This is a genomic window from Fibrella forsythiae (assembly GCF_017353175.1).
GTDB classification, from domain to species: Bacteria; Bacteroidota; Bacteroidia; order Cytophagales; family Spirosomataceae; genus Fibrella; species Fibrella forsythiae.
In genome coordinates this window covers 503864-526074 of record NZ_JAFMYW010000005.1, presented here as the reverse complement: position 1 = coordinate 526074, position 22211 = coordinate 503864, and the positions used below count along the sequence as shown (strand labels likewise).

Annotated in this window: 16 protein-coding genes and 1 pseudogene; 14 read left to right on the top strand and 3 right to left on the bottom strand. The window is 45.9% G+C overall.

From position 1 onward, the window contains the following. The first annotated feature begins 109 nt into the window (after positions 1-109). The 6 genes from J2I46_RS18690 to J2I46_RS18665 all read left to right on the top strand — a co-directional run bounded on the left by J2I46_RS18690 (position 110) and on the right by J2I46_RS18665 (position 4718). Positions 110-358, top strand: a complete 249-nt coding sequence (locus J2I46_RS18690) for a hypothetical protein (protein WP_207330559.1) — start codon at positions 110-112, stop codon at positions 356-358. A gap of 97 nt (positions 359-455) precedes the next feature. Next, a complete protein-coding gene (locus J2I46_RS18685; RefSeq protein ID WP_207330558.1) occupies positions 456-665 on the top strand; it encodes a hypothetical protein in 210 nt (69 codons plus the stop codon). Between the two features lie 381 nt (positions 666-1046). Then, positions 1047-1406, top strand: coding sequence for a hypothetical protein (locus tag J2I46_RS18680; RefSeq protein ID WP_207330557.1), 360 nt, complete (start codon positions 1047-1049; stop codon positions 1404-1406). A 178-nt stretch (positions 1407-1584) separates the two neighbouring features. Next, entirely contained in the window at positions 1585-2553 is a 969-nt protein-coding gene (locus J2I46_RS18675) for an SGNH/GDSL hydrolase family protein (protein WP_207330556.1), read from the top strand. 95 nt (positions 2554-2648) lie between these two features. Next, the gene (locus tag J2I46_RS18670; protein WP_207330555.1) at positions 2649-4457 is read left to right on the top strand and encodes a sialate O-acetylesterase; all 1809 of its coding nucleotides are present in this window, start codon (positions 2649-2651) and stop codon (positions 4455-4457) included. A 6-nt stretch (positions 4458-4463) separates the two neighbouring features. Further along, positions 4464-4718, top strand: coding sequence for a hypothetical protein (locus tag J2I46_RS18665; protein WP_207330554.1), 255 nt, complete (start codon positions 4464-4466; stop codon positions 4716-4718). Positions 4719-5633: 915 nt separating this feature from the next. Here J2I46_RS18665 and J2I46_RS18660 read toward each other — a convergent pair. Together J2I46_RS18660 and J2I46_RS18655 are read right to left on the bottom strand one after the other, a co-directional pair. Then, positions 5634-6182: a T9SS type A sorting domain-containing protein gene (locus J2I46_RS18660; RefSeq protein WP_207330553.1), complete on the bottom strand. Its 549-nt coding sequence runs from the start codon at positions 6180-6182 to the stop codon at positions 5634-5636. A 4-nt stretch (positions 6183-6186) separates the two neighbouring features. Beyond that, positions 6187-7596 carry a serine-rich family protein gene (locus tag J2I46_RS18655; protein WP_229379835.1) on the bottom strand — a complete coding sequence of 470 codons (1410 nt, stop codon included), beginning with the start codon at positions 7594-7596 and terminating at the stop codon, positions 6187-6189. Positions 7597-7934: 338 nt separating this feature from the next. Between J2I46_RS18655 and J2I46_RS18650 the strand changes: the two genes are divergently transcribed. The 5 genes from J2I46_RS18650 to J2I46_RS18630 all read left to right on the top strand — a co-directional run bounded on the left by J2I46_RS18650 (position 7935) and on the right by J2I46_RS18630 (position 16622). After that, the gene (locus tag J2I46_RS18650; RefSeq protein ID WP_229379834.1) at positions 7935-9191 is read left to right on the top strand and encodes a hypothetical protein; all 1257 of its coding nucleotides are present in this window, start codon (positions 7935-7937) and stop codon (positions 9189-9191) included. Positions 9192-9256: 65 nt separating this feature from the next. Beyond that, positions 9257-9760, top strand: a complete 504-nt coding sequence (locus tag J2I46_RS18645) for a hypothetical protein (RefSeq protein ID WP_207330552.1) — start codon at positions 9257-9259, stop codon at positions 9758-9760. 13 nt (positions 9761-9773) lie between these two features. After that, positions 9774-12719 carry an RHS repeat domain-containing protein gene (locus J2I46_RS18640; RefSeq protein WP_207330551.1) on the top strand — a complete coding sequence of 982 codons (2946 nt, stop codon included), beginning with the start codon at positions 9774-9776 and terminating at the stop codon, positions 12717-12719. Next, the gene (locus J2I46_RS18635) at positions 12716-16168 is read left to right on the top strand and encodes a DUF6443 domain-containing protein (protein ID WP_207330550.1); all 3453 of its coding nucleotides are present in this window, start codon (positions 12716-12718) and stop codon (positions 16166-16168) included. Before J2I46_RS18640 ends, J2I46_RS18635 begins: the two co-directional genes overlap by 4 nt. A 1-nt stretch (position 16169) precedes the next feature. Beyond that, positions 16170-16622, top strand: coding sequence for a hypothetical protein (locus J2I46_RS18630; RefSeq protein WP_207330549.1), 453 nt, complete (start codon positions 16170-16172; stop codon positions 16620-16622). Positions 16623-16881: 259 nt separating this feature from the next. Here the strand turns inward: J2I46_RS18630 and J2I46_RS18625 are convergent. Beyond that, positions 16882-18009, bottom strand: a pseudogene (locus tag J2I46_RS18625) (IS3 family transposase). Positions 18010-18265: 256 nt separating this feature from the next. On the opposite strand from J2I46_RS18625, the gene J2I46_RS18620 reads away from it, so the two are divergent. The 3 genes from J2I46_RS18620 to J2I46_RS18610 are packed head-to-tail and all read left to right on the top strand — an operon-like array spanning position 18266 to position 22194. Then, the gene (locus tag J2I46_RS18620; protein ID WP_207330548.1) at positions 18266-19888 is read left to right on the top strand and encodes a S8/S53 family peptidase; all 1623 of its coding nucleotides are present in this window, start codon (positions 18266-18268) and stop codon (positions 19886-19888) included. 3 nt (positions 19889-19891) lie between these two features. Beyond that, complete coding sequence (locus J2I46_RS18615) at positions 19892-21052, top strand: hypothetical protein (RefSeq protein WP_207330547.1); 1161 nt, start codon at positions 19892-19894, stop codon at positions 21050-21052. A 5-nt stretch (positions 21053-21057) separates the two neighbouring features. Beyond that, positions 21058-22194 carry a hypothetical protein gene (locus tag J2I46_RS18610; protein ID WP_207330546.1) on the top strand — a complete coding sequence of 379 codons (1137 nt, stop codon included), beginning with the start codon at positions 21058-21060 and terminating at the stop codon, positions 22192-22194. Positions 22195-22211 lie beyond the last annotated feature (17 nt).

The following is a 22211-nucleotide window of genomic DNA, read 5'->3' as shown; positions in this document are numbered from 1 at the left end:
CTAAAAACAGCGCACAGCCGCCCATACCGTCGAATCTGTTATTCTAATGAAATAATAATAGATAGATTTCGACAGAATTGTGATTTTTTATATTTAATGTAACCGACTCATGGCTAAGAACAGCAAAACAACATCTCCTAGTATCGCATCGCAAGCAGCCAAAACATTAGGTGATCCGAACGCATCAGCGACAGCCAAAAAATTAGCGGCTTCTGCACTATCACAAGTTAATAAAGGGAATCAGACGGGAAGCGACATGGAGACAGTCGCATCGAAGGTGCTCAATAGCCCAAAGTATAGTGATGAGACGAAAGATTTAGCAGCTTCAATCCTTTCTCAGTCGAACAAGGATCGTTGACCTCTTTTTCTCACAGGCAACTCAAGCGCTCATCCACTTGCTTCTGTAAGGCGGTTTGGATCAGCGCCACAATTATGATACTGTTTGATAGGTAGACTTGCTAGTTCCAAAGGTCATTGAACGAGTTAACTTACTCGGATACACTTTTAGCTTTGGTGAAAGTGTATTTTCAGACATTATATCAGACTATGATATTGATACAGAAATACTGGCCCAAAAAGCTTGTGATGTTTTTAGAAATGCAGATTTGGAAAATTTACTAGTCATCGCTGATATAGACAGTATTGGTCTTGAAGAGTTTTTTTAAAGTCAAATATATCCTCAACTTGAAGTATCTATTAGTTCTGAAAGTAGAGTGCAGTCATTAGATTTCAACATACCTTATAATAATAAATTCTGCCCCTAGAGCTTGATAATACAACTCGCTTGACGTTAAATCTAGTAATCTTGCGACCGGGCTATTGTCACTGTTTCGCTTGACCAAACACAGCCGGACAAAATGAATTACTGAGCAGACAACTTAATGTAAGCCAATGTATTATATGATTAAGTGATCCTAGAATTGTGATAAGCCAGAGATAGGATGGATTACGTTTAATAGATGACAAAAAAGGTACTTTCCTCCCTTGACCTATTAAAAATCTAATCACATATTTACGTAAATATGAAAAATTAAACTCAACAAGTCATGCGTATGCTTTCTTTTCTAACCTTAACCGCAGCCGGGACCCTGCTATTCAGCAACTGCACCGACAAGTCAACACTGATGCCCACGACACCTATAGTGGACACCCCAGTATCGCAGACGATCATTAACCCGGCCCCGCTCCCGCCGGTGGATGCGATTGAAAAACCAATGGACGGCTGGCTGCATCCCATGGCGTATGTTTCCCTGATCGAGGGTAAAACGAGTTACGTATCCGCCGTCCGACTAGATGCGCTTCCGATCCATCAGCCCGCTCAAGGTGAATTGGGAGCTTTAGAGCAATCTAACCAGCCTGTACGGATGATTGCTCTAGGGGGGGGGCTTGACGGCGGGAGTACGTAACGGGGGGCTTTACCGTGATGGGCAACTGACTGCCTACCCTAATCTGGTAGCCCGACAGATTGGCATTGCCGACTTTCAATCGCCAACATTTGGGGTAACCGAAGCCAACGGAACTGGGTTTCTGATCTACAGTGATTCAAAAGCAACTTACCCCCGCTGGCAGCAAGTAACTAATCAGTTGGCTCCTGTACAGGCTGGTGATCCGCCGGTGTTAAGTGGCTATGCAGGCAAAGTAGATAATTTTGCAGTACCTGCTATGTACGGTGATTTGTTCAACCGCGAATGGACGCCTCAAATTAAAGTGGCTAATTATGCTAATGGGCATCAATGGCTAGATTTCCAGCCTTACCTGTGGCGGTATCTGTCAAGTGAGGAAAATCAAAGGATAGGTTTATTAGACTACATCGTTCAAACCAAACCCTACGACCTATTCATTCTCGAAGACCGTACCGATGGCTGGCTAGAGATATTGAAGAAAAATGATTTTGTCAATGCTCTAAATTATATCTACGAATTTAGCGTCGGGCAATTTAGCTACGAAAAGACGGCTACGGTATTAGCCAAAGGTGGTAAGCGGGGGGTTGTGTTTACGGTGCCTGACTTTCAAGATTATGCCTTCATGCAGTGGTACCCAACCGAAGATTTGAAGCGGAAAGCAGGGGCAATTAATATCACCTACCGGGATCAGCGATACACTGAGCAGTATAGCAAGCTTGATCCAGCCACGCAGTTCTATATGATGCCAACCCCGGTGGTAGCCAAACTCTTCATGAACCTCAATCAGGGGGACATTGTGAACCTAACGCTAACTGACGGGGATGTAATGGACGAGGTGGAAGCCCGTAGTAGTAGTCCGGCTTTCTACAACGAGCAGGTGCGCACAATGGCCAAAAAGCTCAACCTAGCCCTGGTAGATTTAAACGCAATTTACAAGCGCATTCATTTAGGTAGTTACACAACTGACGATGGCTTAAAGATTGATGGTGCACCAAAAGGCAACTTCTTTTCTTCGGATGGTACCTATCCCACAGCTATTGGACAGGCCGTTATTGCCAATGAAGTCATAAAGGCTTTGAACAGCACCTATCAAAGCCGGATTCCGCTGATCAACATCCGGGAGTTCAGTCAAACCACTGGCGCACAATAAGTGAAAGCTAGTCAGTCAGACAGCCTTGTAAATCAACATATTTCAGGTTGTTCGGCTCCATTTTCAGTTTATGACTAATCCTTGCTCAGCTTCCTATGAAACTTCTATTTACACTAGCTATCGCCAGCTTTCTGCTCTTGGCTGGTTTACACAGCGTTGCCCAATCGGTGCAGCTCTCCTACCCAATTGACCGCTCTGTTACCCAACGCAATGGTAATGATCAAGCTACAGTTGCAATTGCCGGCCAACTTACCGGAGGATCTAGTGCGTACAGCTATCAGCTCTGGTATCGTACCTCTACACTTGATGGGAGTGGTAATGTTACATCTACAACTGGCTGGAGCAGTGTGAGCTTTCAGCCTAATGGAGGCTTTTCTATTACACCGATTTTTAATAAGGGTTGGTATCGACTAGATATGGGGGTTGGTACTGGTAGCCCCTTAGTAGCCGTCAGCGTCAAATTTGGTGTAGGGGATGTATACGCAATAGCCGGGCAATCGAATGCACAAGGTGTGGATGATTCAAATTGGGGACTACCTTCCACCAGTGGGTTCCCTGAGTGGATTGTGGGCGTTAATCTAAACTGGGGCTGCCGTAAAGAATATCCAGGCCCCCCTACCTTCACAAAGATTGACGGCCAAAACAGAATTTCGCCTTCAGGTAGCAATAGTTGGTGTTACGCGGTTCTTGGCAAGAAAATTTCGGACGCGAATGGAGGGATGCCGGTTGCTTTTTTTAACTCAGCTTACGGAGGAAGCTCTATTTTGAACTGGTATGAGAGTTCGATGGGGAATCTAACGACTAACGCCTATCCGTTCCTAAATAACCAGTACTGCTTAGCAAGTGGCATCAGTTCGGACCCTAATTACTTTAAGGGCCAGCCTTATCTGACGCTAAAAAATACACTAAACTATTATTTATCATTGTTTGGCGTCAGAGCGTTGCTGTGGCATCAGGGCGAAACAGATGCTGACCCTAGTGCTACCTCTAGTCTCAAAACACAAGATAAAGACTTGTATAAGGCAAGATTACAAGCTGTTATTGACCGGAGCCGCACTGATTTCGGACACAGTGACCTTTCTTGGATGATTGCCCGTGCTACCTTTAACAACGGTGGAAATATAACCACTACTGTTCGCGACGCTCAAGACGAGAAAGGAGGCGAATATGATAAGAATAAAGGACCTGACACCGATTATACATCAGCGAATGTGACTACAAGTGCCTATAGAAATACAGGTGACTTAACTCACTTTGACGAGCGAAGTAATGCTGGGTTAACGTATCTGGGCACTGATGAGTGGAGTGACAAGATCACGGTAAATGCGCCTGGGCCAGCAGGATTTAACAGGATCGTTGCCAATCCAGTACCAATCGTGTATGTCTCAGGAAGTGGACTTAACAGGACCTTGTCTGTTTCGCCGCTTAGCGGGGCACAGTTATACAGGTGGGGAAATGATATCAACGATGAAACACCTTCTCATAATGGCACTAATTTGACTTCAATCACAGTCGGACCTGGTACGTATCGTTGCTTCATCAAAGATGGTAGTGGTAACTGGCGCATTAGTCCCAATGTATTTGTAGGTTGTCCATCGTGCCGGGAAGGCGTTGACGAGTTGGTAAATGATGACCCATTTGGGCTTGCCCTTAAAGCGTATCCCAATCCGTTTGCCAAAGAACTGACGATTGAATTCAACGTACCGCAGGCAGCTAGTGATGTTCGAGTAGAAATTATTGATTCTGAAGGCCGTATTATTTATACCGTGGTCGACGCACAACATGATAAAGGACTTTGGAAGCATCCAATAAAAAACTTAAATCTAGTTGGGAACCAAGTCTATTTTTGTCGACTAAAAGTAAACGACTTGTTTACGGTCAAAAAACTACTGTCGGCTAACTAACTTCCCATGAGCAAATTTTTCTTGGTGTCGACGAGCCAATATTTTGATTATCAGTGTATTATCGACATAGTGGTGAAGCAGGGGTATTCGGTAATTCGCTCCAATGAGGTATCACTCAGTACAACCGTAGCCTTGATTGAATGGACCGGTGATGGCACAGCGACGCGTCAGGCGATCCAGGCTATTAGGCAACAATACCCCGCCTGCCGCTGTCTATTGCTCCTACCCGCCACCTGTGACATTGTCATGGCGGCACTTTGACTCTCTGCTTCTGGGTACTTGGCTTTGCCGGTGAGTAACTCTGAGTTAATAGATAGCCTCGCTAGCATAGATCAAGGCGAAGGCTATTGGAGCAAGTCATTATTAGCCCTGTTTAACCCATAACCTGACTTAGCTTATCCGGCAGCTCTCAACCGTCGTGAACGCGAACTTTGGGGGCATTTAGCGAACGGGCTAACTAACATGCAGGTTGAAGAACAGATGTGTTTGAGCGAAAGCCGAATAAAAAATATGAAAACAGCCTTAGCCTAAAAGTTAAGCTTGCCGAATGCCCATCAGCTTACTAGATGCGCTGTTCTCTGGTCGAAAGGTAATAAATCCAGGCTTAGCGACTGACAAGTTATTTTTGAATCTTGACGATGATCGGCAGTCAACCAAGTAGATTAAACAACAACAAAAAAAAGCATTAGCATTAAGTCTTCTAAAAACGGCCTCTTTGATAGTTAGTTTCTCGAAGGCTTTCCGGATGTAGTACATTATTAACACTCGGAAAGCCTTCATATTCTAGACAACTCCGCCAAACGTTGGGTCAACTCACTATCATGATTTAACACTGAACTTCCCTTGAAGGAGTGGAATGGTGTGATCAATAACTCGACATTTCAGACAGTAAAATATGTCAGGCATCCTTTTCTAATCTCACATATATCCTTACCGTCGTCCTCTCGACAAAAGAGATTAATTGATTTATTTTTACTAACCAGCTCTAAATTGGGGTGCAACTGATTAGCCTAGTAGGTAAGCATTTTGGCAAAGACACAACGCGGAGACTCTCCTACGGAATAGGATTATACGACAGAATCGGGACAAACAACAAAACACTCTAGCGATAAGCAATTTCCAGTTTAGCAATTTAAAGCTATTCTCACGCGCTTGGATACACATGCCCTGGTTTAGTTACTGTTTTAGCAGACGTAGGATTTTGCTTCGAGTACCTACCTGAATGCGATACAGGTACACACCAGCAGGCAACCCCGTACCGTCGAAACGTGCCTGGTGAACGCCGGCCGACTCGCCAACCTCCGCGTTAATCTGCTGCACCACCTTTCCTTGGCTATCCACCAACAGATGTTGCACCCGGCCTGACGTTGGCAACGTATACTCCAACGTTGTGTGCTGCACAAAAGGGTTTGGAAATGCCCGTAACGACAACATAGACTCAGTTTCTTCTAATCCAGTCATAGTCATCGGGCCAATCATGGCCTGAAAGACAGCCCCTGCCTGCGCAACAAATCCGGGCTGTAGCAAGACGGACTGGCCAGCAGTGTAAAACGTGATGCTCCCTTGACTAACCCGATGACGAGCAGTAATCGTACGGATCGCTTTTTGATCAACTACACTTCCAGCCTCTACGGGCTGCATTAAGGTTAATTCTTGGGCATAGTTTTGGCCATGTGTGATCCCTGTTGTCAAAACAAGGGCTAGAACTAATAACTGCTTCTTCATCGTTTTATTTGTTTGTCCGGTTTAAAAGAAGCTGCTGAATCTGTTGCTGCATTGTTCGCGTCTGAGTTTGCATCCGCTTGTTTTCCCTGCGCATTACCTGCAACGCACTTTGCTGTTGCAGTAGATACAATGTTAGCTCTTCAATCTTCTCCAGCAGCTTGGCATCCGTCTTGTGCAGGTCATTACCTTGGGCAACCATTTGTGCCGCTGATAACACACCGGGTAAATGTCTGTTGACCCTGATATAATCCGCTACTTCTGGTAAGCTTTTCAGGTCATAGCCTGCCTCAAATACCTTATCGCTCCAGTCAGATGTATTCTTTACGGCTACCTTGACTTTCTCTGTCAGTATGCCCTCCGCCACATATAGCTTATAACCAGCTGGTGTCTGGTTGATCCCTGATCCGATCAAAACGCCACCTGCATTGCTATTCTGTATGAACATTCCTGCCGCTTCCCATAGCCCTGGACTTATTCGGGCTGAGCCATTGATGCTCCCCAACACGACATCGCCATTGACATCGACAGTTAAAAATTTGGTGGTGTTCAATACAGTTGCCGGACTGTTGCTTCTGAGGTTGGTCAGTCGAAGCCCCGATGTGTTGGCGACACTACTAACCAAGTCTAGCTTGTTCTGGGGAGCCGATGTACCGATGCCGACCCGTGCTCCATTACCCAAGATCACACTATTACTGGCTGCTACTAGCGTTCCATAACCAATGGCTGTTGCATTCTGAAGATTAGGGTTTGCCGAGGACACGCCAGCGTTCGTGCCGATAAAAGTGTTTTGAAAGCCTGTCGTGTTTTCTAGTCCGGCGTTATATCCTACGCTCACATTGTCAGACTCAACAGTGCGAAACCCACTGTTAAGGCCCAGAAACGTGTTTCTATTACCGATCTGATTCGCATAGCCCGCTCCATTACCAACAAACGTGTTATATACTCCCGACTGATTTGTGTAGCCGGTTGAGGATCCCATAAAGAGGTTGAAGCTGCCGGTGTTATTTGAAAAACCCGCCCGCTGACCGATAAAGACATTATTCTCTCCTCCCACGTTACCAAAGCCGCTATTTAGGCCCACGAAGGTGTTGAAGCGACCACTGGTATTAGTAAAACCTGAGCCAGCCCCAAAAAATAGATTCTCCTGACCGATGGTATTTGCCTGGCCAGCATTACTACCGACGAATAAGTTAAATGTTCCAGTAGTATTACTCTTCCCGGCGTTGTTACCCAGAAAAGTATTGTTTTCACCTACGGTATTGGCCTGCCCAGTCAGTGCACCAATAAAAGTGTTGCCAAAAGCAGTATTATTTGAACCTGCTTGGTAGCCAAAAATAGTATTCTGGCCAATTAATTGTTGAGGTTGTACGAGCAGACTTACCCAAACGCATATTATTATGTAGGGTGCTTTCATAATAGAGCAACTTTTAACAAACAGCTAGCAAATAAACGGCCAATTTTATGTGCCTTGAACATACACATAGTCTACTTGGCAGTATTCAAGTCAAGAAGTGGCCAGATGAAGTAAAAACCGAATTTTCTGTACAGTTATAAGAATTATCTCTTTCATGCTGCGCATAATTCAATTTTTGGCTCAGTATTTGCCTCATCATTCATATAAGTTATTTTTTAGTATTCACCTTATATTATTAGGTGTATAGACTCAATTCAATCAAGGGTTTCCGATTAAGGCGGGCAATTAAACAATGGTTCTGTGTTTGATTTATCTGTAAGTCTAATTTATCAAAATCAATGGCTTCAATTTTACTTTTTACTCACTCGAACAGTCGACCTCTTCTACTGGTAAGCCTCCTATTAAATGCTTGGGCAAGCCTGGCTCAGCCAACGACTACGATCTTAGGCTATAAGGCTGGATTAGCTAACGGGAGCGCAGCGGTCAATACATACATCGGGTCTGAAACTGGCCGTAATTCAACAGGGTACGGTAACACCTTTGTTGGGAGCCAGGCGGGCGTGAATAACCAAAGTGGGTATGCCAACGTCTTTATTGGTCTTCGTGCTGGAGCCAATAACACGACCGGCTTTGCTAATCTGTTCGCAGGACAGCAATCAGGTAGCAACAATTCAACCGGCAGTTATAATCTTTTCTTTGGCAATGCCTCTGGGGCTGGCAATACAATTGGCGAAGGCAATACAGCCATTGGAGATGGAGCGGCCTACAATACGACTAGTGGAAGCAATAATACTAATATAGGCCGATGGGCTGGATTTAATAGTATTGGTGAGAGCAATGTCTTTATTGGAGTCGCAGCTGGCTCTCCGGCTTCTATGTATTTAACCAACGCTGTAGCAATTGGAGCAGAGACCCTCGTTAGCCAAAGCAATTCGATGGTACTGGGCAAGAATTTGAATGTCGGTATCGGCACATCAGCTCCGCAGAATAAGTTAGAACTTGTCAGCAGTGCAGCCAACACCTCGGGACTGAGACTCACTAACCTGAAAAGCACCAGCCCAGCAACCATACTGAACACGATTAAATTCTTAACCGTCAATGCTAATGGCGATGTGGTGCTAGGTAGCATTAATGGCTCGGCACGCATGGGTATAGAAGCAGCCAACGCAAACTGGCAGTTGGATGGCCAGAACTTACTCAATGCAAATGAAGGGGCTGTTCTAATTGGCCCCGGTATTAATAAGTTGCCTGTGGGCTACCGACTATTCGTCAGCGGGGGAATTCTAACTGAAAAGGTCAAAGTGGCTATCGCCAATACCAGTGACTGGGCCGACAATGTTTTGTCTCCCAGCTATTTACTCATGCCATTGAGACAGGTCGAGCAGCATATACATCGGCATGGACACTTACCAGGTATCCCGTCTGCGGCAGAAGTGGTAGATAAGGGCGTTGATTTAGCTCAAATGAATGCACAGCTGCTAGCTAAGATTGAGGAGCTTACCCTGCACCTAATAAGCCTGCAGAAACAAGTGAATCGTCAGGGCTCTCAACTCAAGCAAAATCAAATCAAAAGAAAAGCTTCAGTAGCTTTTTGATCTAACTAGGAAGAGCATTTTGACTCAAATCAAATTTATCCTTTCTTTTTAATCATTCGAAACTTATGAAAGCTCGTTTACAAATATTCCTTATCTGGCCACTGACTGGGTGCATAATTGCCTTACTCTTTAATAGCGAGATAAAGGCGCAGACAACAGTCCCAACCAATTTGGTTGATATGCCACACTACGTTGTCATTGGGCCCAACCCAGATATTCAAAATATTCAGTTTCCAGCGGGCTACAATCTGATCGTACTGGGTGGAATTCTAACCGAGCGACTACGAGTAGCCACGCGATCAGGGCAGTACTGGGCTGATTATGTCTTTAAGCCCAATTATCACCTCGCCCCTCTCTCCGAAGTGAAGGCATATATCGCTACGCATGGGCATCTACCTGGCATCCCCTCTGCTCAGCAAGTCGAACGCGAAGGGATCGATGTAGCCCAGACGCAGGCGAAACTCCTAGAAAAAATTGAGGAACTGACTCTGCATATGATACGGCAACAAGAAGAGATCAATCGGTTGAAAAAAGCAGTACGCCTTCGAGGTAAGTCCACCCACCGCTAAGTCAAATTATATTATGAAGTCTCTATTAATTATCCTGTTTACACTGGTGTCAGGTAATGTATTGGCGCAAGAAGCCCCTGCTGATTCCGTGCAAAACGGGACCAGCAATCAAGTTATTACTGAACAGCCAGCTATAACACCAAAATCGCCAACGGTAGCAGCATTGGGTCGGTACGGTGAATACCCCGTTAGTCTGTACACAGGTCTACCAAGCATTGAGATTCCAATTCATCAGTTTACAGTTGGTGGCGTAACCGTCCCCATCAAGCTAACTTATCACGCCTCCGGTATCAAAGTAAATGACCTGCCTTCTTGGGTGGGCATGGGTTGGAGTCTGCAAACGGGAGGCATGATAACCCGGTCCGTACTAAGTCGCCCAGACGAGCAGGGGTCGGGATCGCTTGGGCAAGCTTTCCCCAATCCGAGTACATTCTATGACTTCAGTTGTTTGACCACAAGCGTGGATCAACAAATGAATAGTCTGGCTAACAATTTGGTAGACACTCAGCGCGATCTGTTTTCTTATTCAATTCCTACGGCCAGCAATACATTCATGTTAACTCCTTCGGCACCCGGCTATAGCAGCCTTCAGCCAGGGATGGTCCGTGTAGCTGCTGTCAGTGGATTAGACTCCTTCATTATAACGGATGAAAGCGGCACTCAGTATCGATTCGCAGATAAAGAAACCACGGTAACCAACCCGACGACCCCCAATGCATTCGGTGACTTTGTAAGTGCGTGGCACTTGAGCGAAATTACTAGCCCCACTAATGCGGATCGCGCAGTTTATACTTATGCAGCTCCGAAAAGCGCAGCCACAGCCTCTGAACGAATTGACAGCTGGGTTGTCAACGCTGAGCTTGATGAATCATTTATTGGTGATTCCGGAGTACAGACGGGTGCATTTTATACCGGCAATCAGGATGTTGGATCCAGCGTGTTTACACGCCTGCTCGCTAGCATTGAGTTCCCAGGGGGGAAGCTTGTCTTTGTCAAAGACAACATGGATCAACTGGATTACATCGATGTGATGGGTTACAATGTAAGTTCGAACACGTACAACCGGATTAAGCGCGTTGATTTGGTTTACACGTATAAATCACGAACCGGCAACAGTAATACTCAAGTGCCTTTTCTTGATCAAGTAAAATTAGTTCAAAGTGACGGAGCGACCTCGATTGGTTCTTACCAACTAACGTACAATGAAACCAGCCTACCGGAGGCGAATAGTACAGCGAAAGACTACTGGGGCTATTACAACGGGAAGCCCAACAACACCCTATTAGAAAGCCGTACAATCTCGTTTGCTCAACGGGCGAATAATCCTTCAATCACGACAACGACTATTGGAGATGCTGACCGTAAGCCCAGCGAAGTTCACATGAAGGCTTGGTCACTCACCAGCATTCGCTATCCCACAGGTGGATTAACACAATTTGACTTCGAAGCGAATCGCTACAAGGTAGGTCAAAATACTATACTTGCGGGAGGGCTTCGGCTCGCGGGTCTGCGCAATTATGCAGCCAATAACCAGTTAGCCCAAACTAAAGCCTATAAATACGGCCAAGACGAGGAGGGAACAGGGACATTTCGCTCGCAAGCGGGTCAAACTTATGTCAGCACGCTTCAACTTAATTACAACCAGTTTGCTGGAACATCTTCGCCCTATAATTACCGATATAGAACCTACAATTACACATCCGCTCCGACTGGCCCCTTAACACCTGATGAAGGATCGCCAGTAACCTATCCAGAAGTAGCCGAATACACGCTCAACGCGGAGGGTATCCCGATAGGCAAAATCATTTATAGGTATCGTGATGAAGCTCAAGATGCCGTTCTGCAGCTCGGCGTTAAATTATTTGTAACCAGCACTCGCTGGAACCGGGGGCAGCTCACCAGTCAACGCTGGCATAATGCGGCAGGAAATTTAGTTGCCCAAACTGATTATGATTATACGATACTGAGCAATGGAGCAACTACAGATTTAGCTGGGGTGCTTGTTCAGCAAGTGACCCGTCAGATCGGTAGTGTCAGTGTACGCCCGAATACATCCTGCCAAGACCCAGCCAATATGTATGTCCCCCGAACATACACCTTTAGTTACGGCTTAGTAAAACCCACCCGAATCCGGGAAACGCTGATTGATATGGCCAATGCAGCTCGTAAGACAGTTCGGGTGACAGAAATGGATTACGCGCCGTCTTCTTATCTGATACGGGAAACGCGCCGTTTTGTTGAAGGCGGTATTGCGGGTAATGATATTCTAGGCGAGCGGGTAAGCTATCCTCAAGACTATGGTACTCAAATACCCCTTACGGCACCGTCTCCCATTTCGCCAGAACTCTTAGGCATTCGAGCCTTACAGGAGCGTAACATATTCCGTCCTGTTGAAACAATTAATTATCGACAAGAGGGGTCCACAGGAACCAAAAAATACCTTACAGGTTCGCTCACAACCTTCAAGACAAAAACGATAAACGGGCAGTTGACCGCTCTTCCTTATCAAACGTATCTGGCCGAGACTGAAGGAACAAACTCCTACGTCTCCTCAGCAGATCGGTACCAAAGTTCAGGTGGTACTGGAACGGGTTTTCTGCTGGACCCAATCATGGCCAATCCTCGTATGACGATGAGCGACTACGATGCTAATGGAAATTTAACCGGTTACCAGTTAAAGGATGGATCATCAACCGGCTACACATACACCACTTACCAACCCACAAGCGGAATCCCCTTCTCTGTTGTCACCAGTCAGACGCTTAATGCGGACCAGCCGTCAGCGCAAATGACAAGCTATAGCTACACTCTCCCCGTACTTGGCCCAACCAGTCAGACAGACACCAGAGGAGTGATGACCAGTTATTTGTACGATGCTTTTGGCCGGCTACAGACCGTTAAGGACAAAGACGGACGCGTATTGAAACAATACACCTACCACTATTCCACACAGCCATGATTGTTCGTCTAGTAAGTGTAGGACTTCTCTCGCTTATACTGGTACCAGAGAATGTCCGGGCACAGGTTTCCCCAACGGCCACCCAAAACTACGTGGTGGAACAGATGCCCCGCTCGCCCCAAACCAGTGTGAGTCCGGCGAGTGCATACACTGATGTTCCGGCAACGGTCTCGTACTTCGACGGCTTAGGTCGACCCTTGCAAAAGGTGCAAGTTCGGGCCAGTGCTGATGCCAATAGTGACATTGTGACCAGCGCGACCACCTATGATGCCTACGGTCGGACGGACCAGACGTTTTTACCTATACCAGGAGGTGTTGGCGGTACGCTGGTCACAACGCCGCAAACCGCTGGGCAATCCTTCTACGGAGATACCAATCCCTTTACGCAGTCTCTTTACGAAACTTCGCCGCTCAACCGCGTAACCCGCCAGTGGGGAACGGGGCAAGCCTGGCGAACCGCGAACCGGTCTACTGCCATTACATACGGCGTAGCTCCAGCCAACACGGTCCTGCGATTTAAAGTCAACTTTTATTCTAATGTCATCTATGCCAATGTGGAAGGCGATGGGGGAATCAGCTGGGAGTATTTTGGGGCCAATGACATTGCGACACAAACGACGACGAATGAGCAGGGGAACGTAACGACTGAATACATCGATTTGCAGGGACGGGTTCTCAGACGTGATGTGGTCAATGGCAGCCAGACGCTCACCACGATGTATCTTTACGACGCCTTCAACCGCCTGGCGGCGGTGATACCGCCTAAGCTTTATGATTGGTTTATAGCGGGAGGGCCAAGTACAGGGCTGTACTTTTACCAGAATGGGAATGCTGCCAATCCCACAGCTGTATTCATGCATAATTGCTACGTGTATCGATACGATGCCCGGGGACGGTTAAGTCGGAAGCATATAGCTTCGGCTGGCTGGACAGATCTCGTCTATGACCAGCAGGATCGATTGGTCATGAGTCAGGATGAGCAGGATCGGGCTGAAGGCAAATGGCGGTATAACCGTTATGATGGTTTAAACCGAGTAACCGAAACAGGCCGCTTAATCCTTTCTCGCACGGCGGATCAGTTGCGAGCTGATTTTACCGGAACAACAGGAGAAGGCTTTCCCTCAACGGTGAACCCTTCAGAGTCGGCTCAACTGACCCTACAACGATATGACGACTATGACGGAGCAGCCCTGAGCTTCGCGGCCAATAATTCGTTTGCTACCCCTTGGCCAAATTCTAAGAGTTTGCTAACCCGTAGCCTGGCACGCAACCTTGAAACGAATGTCTGGTATGAATCCGTTTTCTGGTACGATGATAAAGGTCGAAGCATACAGCAGCAGAGTCAACATGTGCGGGGCGGGGTCGATCGCACAGATATTCAATATCGCTTTAACGGCGAAGTGACGCAGGTACGAACTCAGCATGAGACAGTAACAGAGCTGACGAGCTATCAGTATGATCACTTGGGACGGAGAACAAACGTAGACCATACGCTCAATGGAGCTGCCGTACAACGGCTGGCCACTTATAGCTACGATGGGGTTGGCCGTTTGGCACGAAAAGACTTAGGTGGCGGCGGTACAGCCGTGCCAAGCTATACCAACAACCAGAGCTTACAAGCCGGTACCCAGCAAGTAGCCCAGCAGTATATAGATTTCGTGCCAGGTACTGCCGTTAATGAAAACAAAGCTACGGACGGGGGACAGCGATGGGACTTCCGCATCAGTAGCGGCCTCTATAGCCAAACTTATAATTGGCACATCCGGGGTGGGTTACGAGGCATCAACTTAGATGGAAGTGGCAACCCACAAACAGGAAAGCTGTTCTCATTGAAGCTGGGATATGAGGAGGACGGGACATACTATGACGGGAACATTCGCAGTCAACAATGGAGAACCTCACGTGATAGCCAGCAACGTACCTATACCTACAATTATGATGGCGTCAGCCGTTTAACAAGTGCTTCTTATACAGGAGTAAGTACAGAGAATTATGGGTTATCCAGTATCAGCTATGACGCCGATGGTAATCTAACATCGCTGACACGCAATGGCAAGAAAGCCGATAATAGCTTTGGCACTATTGATGCCTTATCTTACTCGTATGCAGCTAACAGCAACAGGCCTCAAGCAGTGACTGATGGCTCTGGCCAATCCGCGGGCTTTAGTGATGCCGCTGGGGCTACTGACTACACCTATTGGTCTGACGGAAGCTTGAAGTCTGATGCTAATAAATCAATCATTCTCATTGAATATAACTTGCTCAAACGGCCTCGGAAAGTCACTTTCAACGGTGGTCAAACTATCGACTATCAATACGACGCAGTGGGCAACAAGTTGGCCCAGAAAGACCGGACGGGGGTGATTACCCAATATGTAGGTAATCAAATCTACCGGGCAGGAACGTTGCAGCAACTGACCCATGAAGAGGGGCGCATCGCAGTCAGTGGAGCAGCTTATTCGTATCAATGGAGCTTACAGGATCATATAGGTAACATGCGGGTAATGTTCCGCGATAGCGCGGGGATAGCAGCAGTTGTGCAAGAAGAGGGGTTTGGCCCTTGGGGGGAGAGTTTGAATGAACTTAGTTATACCCGCAATAATCCAAGTCTCGATCCTTATGTGTTCACCGGACATGAACGTATGAATGAGTTGGGTGTGTATGATGCCAAAGCACGGGTGTATGACCCCATTGTACCTCGTTTCTGGCAACCAGATCCCTTAGCAGACGTTTTCCATGATAACAGCCCATACCAGTATGCCTTTAACAATCCCTTAGTGTTCGTTGATCCAGGAGGAGATAGTACAGTACCCATCAATAAGTTTGATATTGCTGACTTCAATGTCGAGCGGGACGAGGTATTGATTAATACTGTAACAGTTACAGCTAAAAGGAATTCAAATACTAGCCCCCCCCAAGCAGGGGAATACATTTATACACCAAGAGATGGATTTTGGGATAGCTTAGACCAACTTGTTAATGGAAATAGAGCCTACAATTGGGCTGGAATGAATTATTCTGTTGGAGCAGATGGGTATGCTACTGGATTTCAAATACCTATAAATGGATCTCCTCCAGATATTGGACCAGCTGGTAAATTTTCGAGTGCTCAAAAGCTGGCGACCTTGATTAAAAGGTTTAGAAACCCATCATTAAAAATGACTTTACCAGCATTGAAAACTGTTTCGATTAATATGGAACACATTGTGGATAGGCATACCAGAGGCGGCTTGATAGCAAAACAACGAGCCTCAACTAGTTTATTCCCAGAGTATATGACTCAAAAACAAATTGAAAGTGCAGTAAGAAGTGCGTATAAGAATGTAAGCGGTAAAATCTCTACTCAAGATGACAGAGTATTGCTCCAAGGTATTTCTGATCAAGGCTTACTAATTGAAATGTGGCTCAACAAAGCAACAAGAGTAATTGAATCTGCTTATCCTAAATAAAATGATGGAAATAATACTTGAACCAAATTCACTTCGTCTTAGCTCAAGTGGCAACATACATGGAGTGCTGTATTTTGAGACTTCAGACAAGATATTCCCAGACACTGATTGGAATGATTTCGTCGTGGTACTTCTTGGGTGGTGGGTGGAAAGCGCAATAAATTTAAAGCAAGGACTAAGTAAGCAAGAACGACTTAGATTTATGGATGGACCTTACAGCATATTAGTTAAGTATATCGATAAAAATCAATTATCACTTGATTTTATCGAAAAAGATCACACAATTGATTCTTCTTTTATTCAACTCAGCAGCTTTATTAATATACTCTCAAAGGCTTGCGAAAAGTTACTGAAAATTATTGAAGCTAATAATTGGCAAACAGGCGATATTTCTTTGTTAAAAAGCAGATATGCTTCTTTGCAGAGAGAATCCTTATCAAAGGATGCTGATTAGAATTGCACTGCTAAAATATATCAATCAGCAACATACGTACACTAGTATAACCCAAATAAAGGATAGCTCAAGAGTGAGGTATATATCAGTGGTGGGTATATCATCGATAATTAGTATTATTGATGCGTGAGTGACCTCCTCCCAATAAACTGGACCATTCTAAAGTAAAGAGTCTGGGCGATTGAAGCCTACCCATTTCTTGGACCACTCAGAAGTTGAGGATCGGACGGTCATGAGCCACCCCCAATTTCTGGACCGCTCAGAGGTTGAGAATCGGGCGGTCATTTGTCATTCTTTTCCTTTCTATTCCCACCTCATTTGGCGTCAATCCGCCAAGGGAGCTATGAGGCCGAAAGCTATTATATTCTTGACGCCAATGCTCAATTTTTTCCTCTGCGTCAGTCAGGGACAAGAACCAGTGAGCATTCAAACATTCGTCCCGAAAGCTACCATTGAATGACTCAATAAATGGGTCATCGGTGGGTTTTCCTGGCCTAGAGAAGTCCAACGTTACCCCATTATCATAGGACCACTTGTCGAGCGCCTTCGAAATAAACTCGCTGCCGTTGTCAACTTGAATGCGGCCAGGAACGGTTAAAGATACAACTTTCAGGCTTTCCAAAACTGCTACCACATCTTCCCCTTTCAACGACTGGCCCACGTGCATGGCCACGCATTGGCGGCTATAATTATCCACTATAGTTAAGGCCCGGATTTTGCGGCCATCGAAGAGCTGATCAGATACGAAATCCATACTTCAGCACTGACCAATAATAGAGAGCTCCGGCCGATCCAATCGGTGAGCAGCCATTCGGGTACATCGAGGGCGTTTATTTCGCAAGTTTAGGCCTTCCAGACGATAGAAGCGGTGAATTCGCTTGTGATTATCCCGCCAGCCCTCGCGTCTGAGCAGGGTAAAAATGCGTTGACAACCGTAGCGTACGCGGGTTTGCGCGATCTCTCGAATCCGCTTTCGGATGACTGAATCATCCCTGGATCGCGCTTTGTAAAACCAGCTTGACCGCCGTAAAAGAACCACCTCGCAAGCCCGCCGGTTAGATACTCAATAATCAGGCCTTGGGCCAGCCCTCGGCGTTGAGCTGGCCTTAGAGCTTTTTTTGATCACCTCCTGAAGCATCTGTTTGTCCAGGCTCAGATCAGCCACTAGTTGCTTCAACTGTTGGTTCTCTTCTTCGAGTTGACGCAGCCTGCGCAGTTCGGGAACCCCTAAACCACCATACTTCTTTTTCCAATTATAGAACCGGTCCGCCGGTGCGGTGGCTTCACTGATGCCCATCTTGTGGCAAACCTCGGCGACAACGGTTCCGGTGTCGGCTTGACGAAGGGCAACAACGATCTGCGCTTCGGTGAACTTGGTCTTTTTCATAAGCGATTTCTGGTTGTTTAAAGTACCAAAAAATCGCCCAGACTCTCTACTTTAGAACGGGCCAGTTTAATGGAAACAGGTCACACTTAGACCGTTCAGCGAACCTGGACCATCTCAAACTACCGGTTGATAAATACGAATGTAACACTGTTCTTGATATGACTTAGGCCTGATAGAATTGTCATAGATTTAGGCATGTCTGCTTTAACAGCTCTTTTTTGTAGCGTCAAAGGCCATTTATAACAATAGTAATTTTATGAAACTGTTTGTAAATGACCTTATTTTAGAAGGTCAACCAGCTGCTTTGGTATCTCTACTCAGCTCTGAAGGCCTGACAAATGAATCACTCAGCGTCACAACAGCATGGGACAAAGCTCATCAAGCCATCCAACAGCCGGGAATTGACTTTGCGGAACCAGATAAAGACAACTACTACGTGTTCGATAATCCAGCTTATGATGCTGAGCTCTTTTCGCTTGAGTCGGCTGATGCAGCAGAAGAGGTATGTCGACAGGATAATGATTATGATACGAATTGGCCATTTCCAAAACAGAATGAATTACCCAGTAAGCAAATCTGGCACTTAGACGCTGAGTTTGCTCAATTAAAAGTTGCGCGTGATCAAGTACAGCCAGATAAAGACCACATCGTTCGCATTGCACATTTGGATACAGGTTATGACCCAACACATGACACATTTCCTGACACACTCGTCCGGCATGATTTAGAACGAAACTTCATTGAGGGTGAACTGGGCGATAATGCGGCGGATAGGCATTCAAATGGTTTTGGCCAGATGCCTGGCCACGGAACGGGGACTTTATGTATTCTGGCGGGCAAGCGGATTAAATTAGACGACTGCAATTTTGACGATAGTATCGGATTGGCTAGTCATGTAGAAATAGTGCCGATTCGAATAGCTAAAAGTGTGGTTTTGTTTCGTACAAGGGCCTTTGTCCAAGCCCTGGAATACGTTATTTCCCTATATGACGATACAACGACACGCTGCCATATCGTGACAATGAGCATGGGTGGGCTGGCTTCACAGGCCTGGGCTGATGTCGTAAATCAGGCTTACGAGAAAGGTATTTTCATTGTTTCTGCCGCCGGTAATAATTTTGGCCGAGTCACACCGAGAACGCTAGTTTATCCAGCGCGTTTCGGCCGAGTAGTGGCTGCATGCGGTGTTACATTCGACGGATCACCATACTATAGACCTCATACCTCGCTGAGTGTCATGCAAGGAAATTTTGGACCGCGCCGGTGCATGGGCTCAGCCATTGCAGCTTTTACACCCAATGTGCCTTGGGCAAAAATTGATTGCGACCATATTGTAAGTCTAGCGGGAGCTGGTACCTCATCAGCTACTCCTCAAGTAGCGGCGGCGGCGGCCCTGTATAGGTTACGCTATTTTAGTGAAATTGACGCTATGCCATTTGGCTGGCAACGCGTTGAGGCAATCCGTCATGCGCTGTTTACATCGGCTTGCCCCACTATCGCGCCTAATTTCAACGATGATGTTACCCTGTATTTTGGTGCAGGTGTGCTGAAAGCAGCTGATTTATTAGCTGTTCTGCCTAATGTCTCTTTACTTAATCAAACCTTGCCTGATACTGTCTCTTTTCCCCTATTGAGCCTTCTAGCAGGTTTTATTACGCTTGAAACAATACCCAAGTCCAAAACGGAACAAAGTATGTTTGAGATTGAGGTTCAGCAGCTTATTCAGCAATCCTTGCGCTTGCAGCAGATTTTGGATAACGAAGAAAAACAACCTGCGGAGTTGCTTCCTCCTGAAGAGCGGGCATTTTTACACACTATTCTGGCCATGCCTGAAGCCTCTGAACGGCTGAAAGCCTTTATTAGATCGTATAATCCTTGACTCATGCCCTATTCCAATTACGACGTACAGGAAACATTTGCCAAAGCCTATAAAGCCGTGCGTGTCATTGAGACGCTGGAGAACTACGTAGTGGCTGATCAAACAGAGGCTGTAGCTCTGGGTGGGCAAGTGCAACCCATCATGAGAATTTCAGATGAAGCGCACTTCTGGCGCATCATTTTGACAGACCCTGTTAATACGCTTGATAGACAAGTAAGCTTAGATCAGGAGTTTACACTGAGCGAATGGGTACCTAGGATACCAGGCTTATGGTGGAATAAGGAAGCGACCCAGAGGAGGAGAAACACCTGGGATGGTCGACCAGTCTATGACCCTTACTCAAAATCAAAGTTTGTTCAAAGCGGCGTTGGCACGAACCTGTTTGGGCCTGATACAAATGGACAGCGGATTGTCAGTATTAGCAGCGGATCGAATGCTTCGGCAGGAATCCCGCTCCTTATTTCGAACGGGATGTGGAATAGACTGAACTTAGAGACCGGTAATATGGTGAAGTTGGACGCGGTAAGATGGCAACGAATGGCGCAGGAGTGGACGCAGCGATTTGAATCGATTAAGGGTATTCCTCATGCGTATCTATGTATAGACAATGAATCGCAGATACGGGTAACAGGCCTGAGAAGCCCACCGATCTTTCAACCGTATTCATTGATTGAATACGTCTATGAAGATGCCTTGCTTTATGATTATGTGTTTTGCAATGCAAGCGTTCATAATTACCAACAGGAAGTGGCTAACTTCTTTGAGAACTACAAAAGAGACTTCGCCTATAACGGTCGTTACCTAATTAATCCTGATCCCACTAACCCACTTTTTGAAACGGCCTACAGTTCACCAGACCACCTTAGGCAAGTAGAAAGTGGCGGACGATATCACCTGGCCATATTAAAAGAGAGAGTCCGACAAGCTTATTTCCAAGGTAGATTGTTAGAAGATATTTATAAAATTCTCTCACAGCTTTATACCGATAGCAGGGATATTAGCCGAATTGCCATTCACCTTGGATTCTCGGTTACGTTATTTAGCGGCAACCGACCGGCCGACCGCATTGCTCAATTAGTGGGTTGGTGCCTAGATACCCCCAGTAAGATGGATGAACTCATCGATAAATTGTCTGTAGAAAATCCAGAGTTGCTTGCTTTCTAAAAAATATGAATCGCTCAACTTCTTTTTTCGATGCCTATAAAGCCACTCACATTATTGAAACACTGGAAAACTATGCCATTTCGGATCGCATAGATGATCTAAGCGTTAGTAGCCTGACATTGCCAGAGAGAACTGTTCAGGACGAGTATGATTTCTGGAAAATGGTTTTAGCAGACAATACGAAACTATTTGACGTGCCTTTTTCATTAGCGGATTTTATTATCAGTGAATGGGTACCTCGTGTTCCAGGGCTTATCCATTCCCTTATGGAGAGTACTTTCAGTTACAAATTTGATAAGTTTTCTTATCTTAATTGGGACGATCACTATCCCTCGTCGGAGTCAGGGGAATTATTAGGCGGAGTTGGAACGAATATGTTACCTCCTATTAACGGACGCAGGATTGTAAGCGTAGGCAAAAGGGGTATGGTGTCTTATGCAATTCCCCTCTTAATAGGAGATACGATTTGGCATAAGCTTAATCTAGAGCCAGGTCATAGAATACGATTGAAGCGAGTAAGATGGCAACGGATGACCCAAGAATGGACCCAGCGGTTCGAATCGATCAAGGGCATTCCAAGGGCCTATCTACTCGTTGAAGATGAATCCCAAATAGAGATTACAGCGAAACGGGAGCAGCCTAGCTATCAACCCTATACCCTAATCGAATATGAGCGGGAAGGCCTCATACTGTATGATTACCTAATACGCGATGTCCCTCCTGAAAAATCATGGGATCAAATTGGTGATGAATTTGAGACTCGTCGGGTAAAACATTATTCAAATGGTCGTTTTCTTCTTAATCCCGATCCCGCTAATCCTTTGTTTAACGACGCTTACGATTCACCTGAACAGTTAAGGCGGGCTGAAGTGGGAAGCCGGTATCATCTCGAACTGATTAAAGAACGAATCAGAGATACCTATTTTAGAGGAAAGCGAGCGGAAGAAATCCTTCAACTGCTAGCACAGGTTTATTCTGATACACCTAGTATTAACCGAATTGCTACTTACCTCAGATTTCCGGTTACCACATTCGCCGGTAATCGACCTGCTGACCAGATTTCCCAATTCATGAACTGGTGTTTGAATACGCCAGGAAAAATGGAAGAACTTATTGATTTATTATTCATTGACCAACAATAGCAGGTGCCTAACCCCTA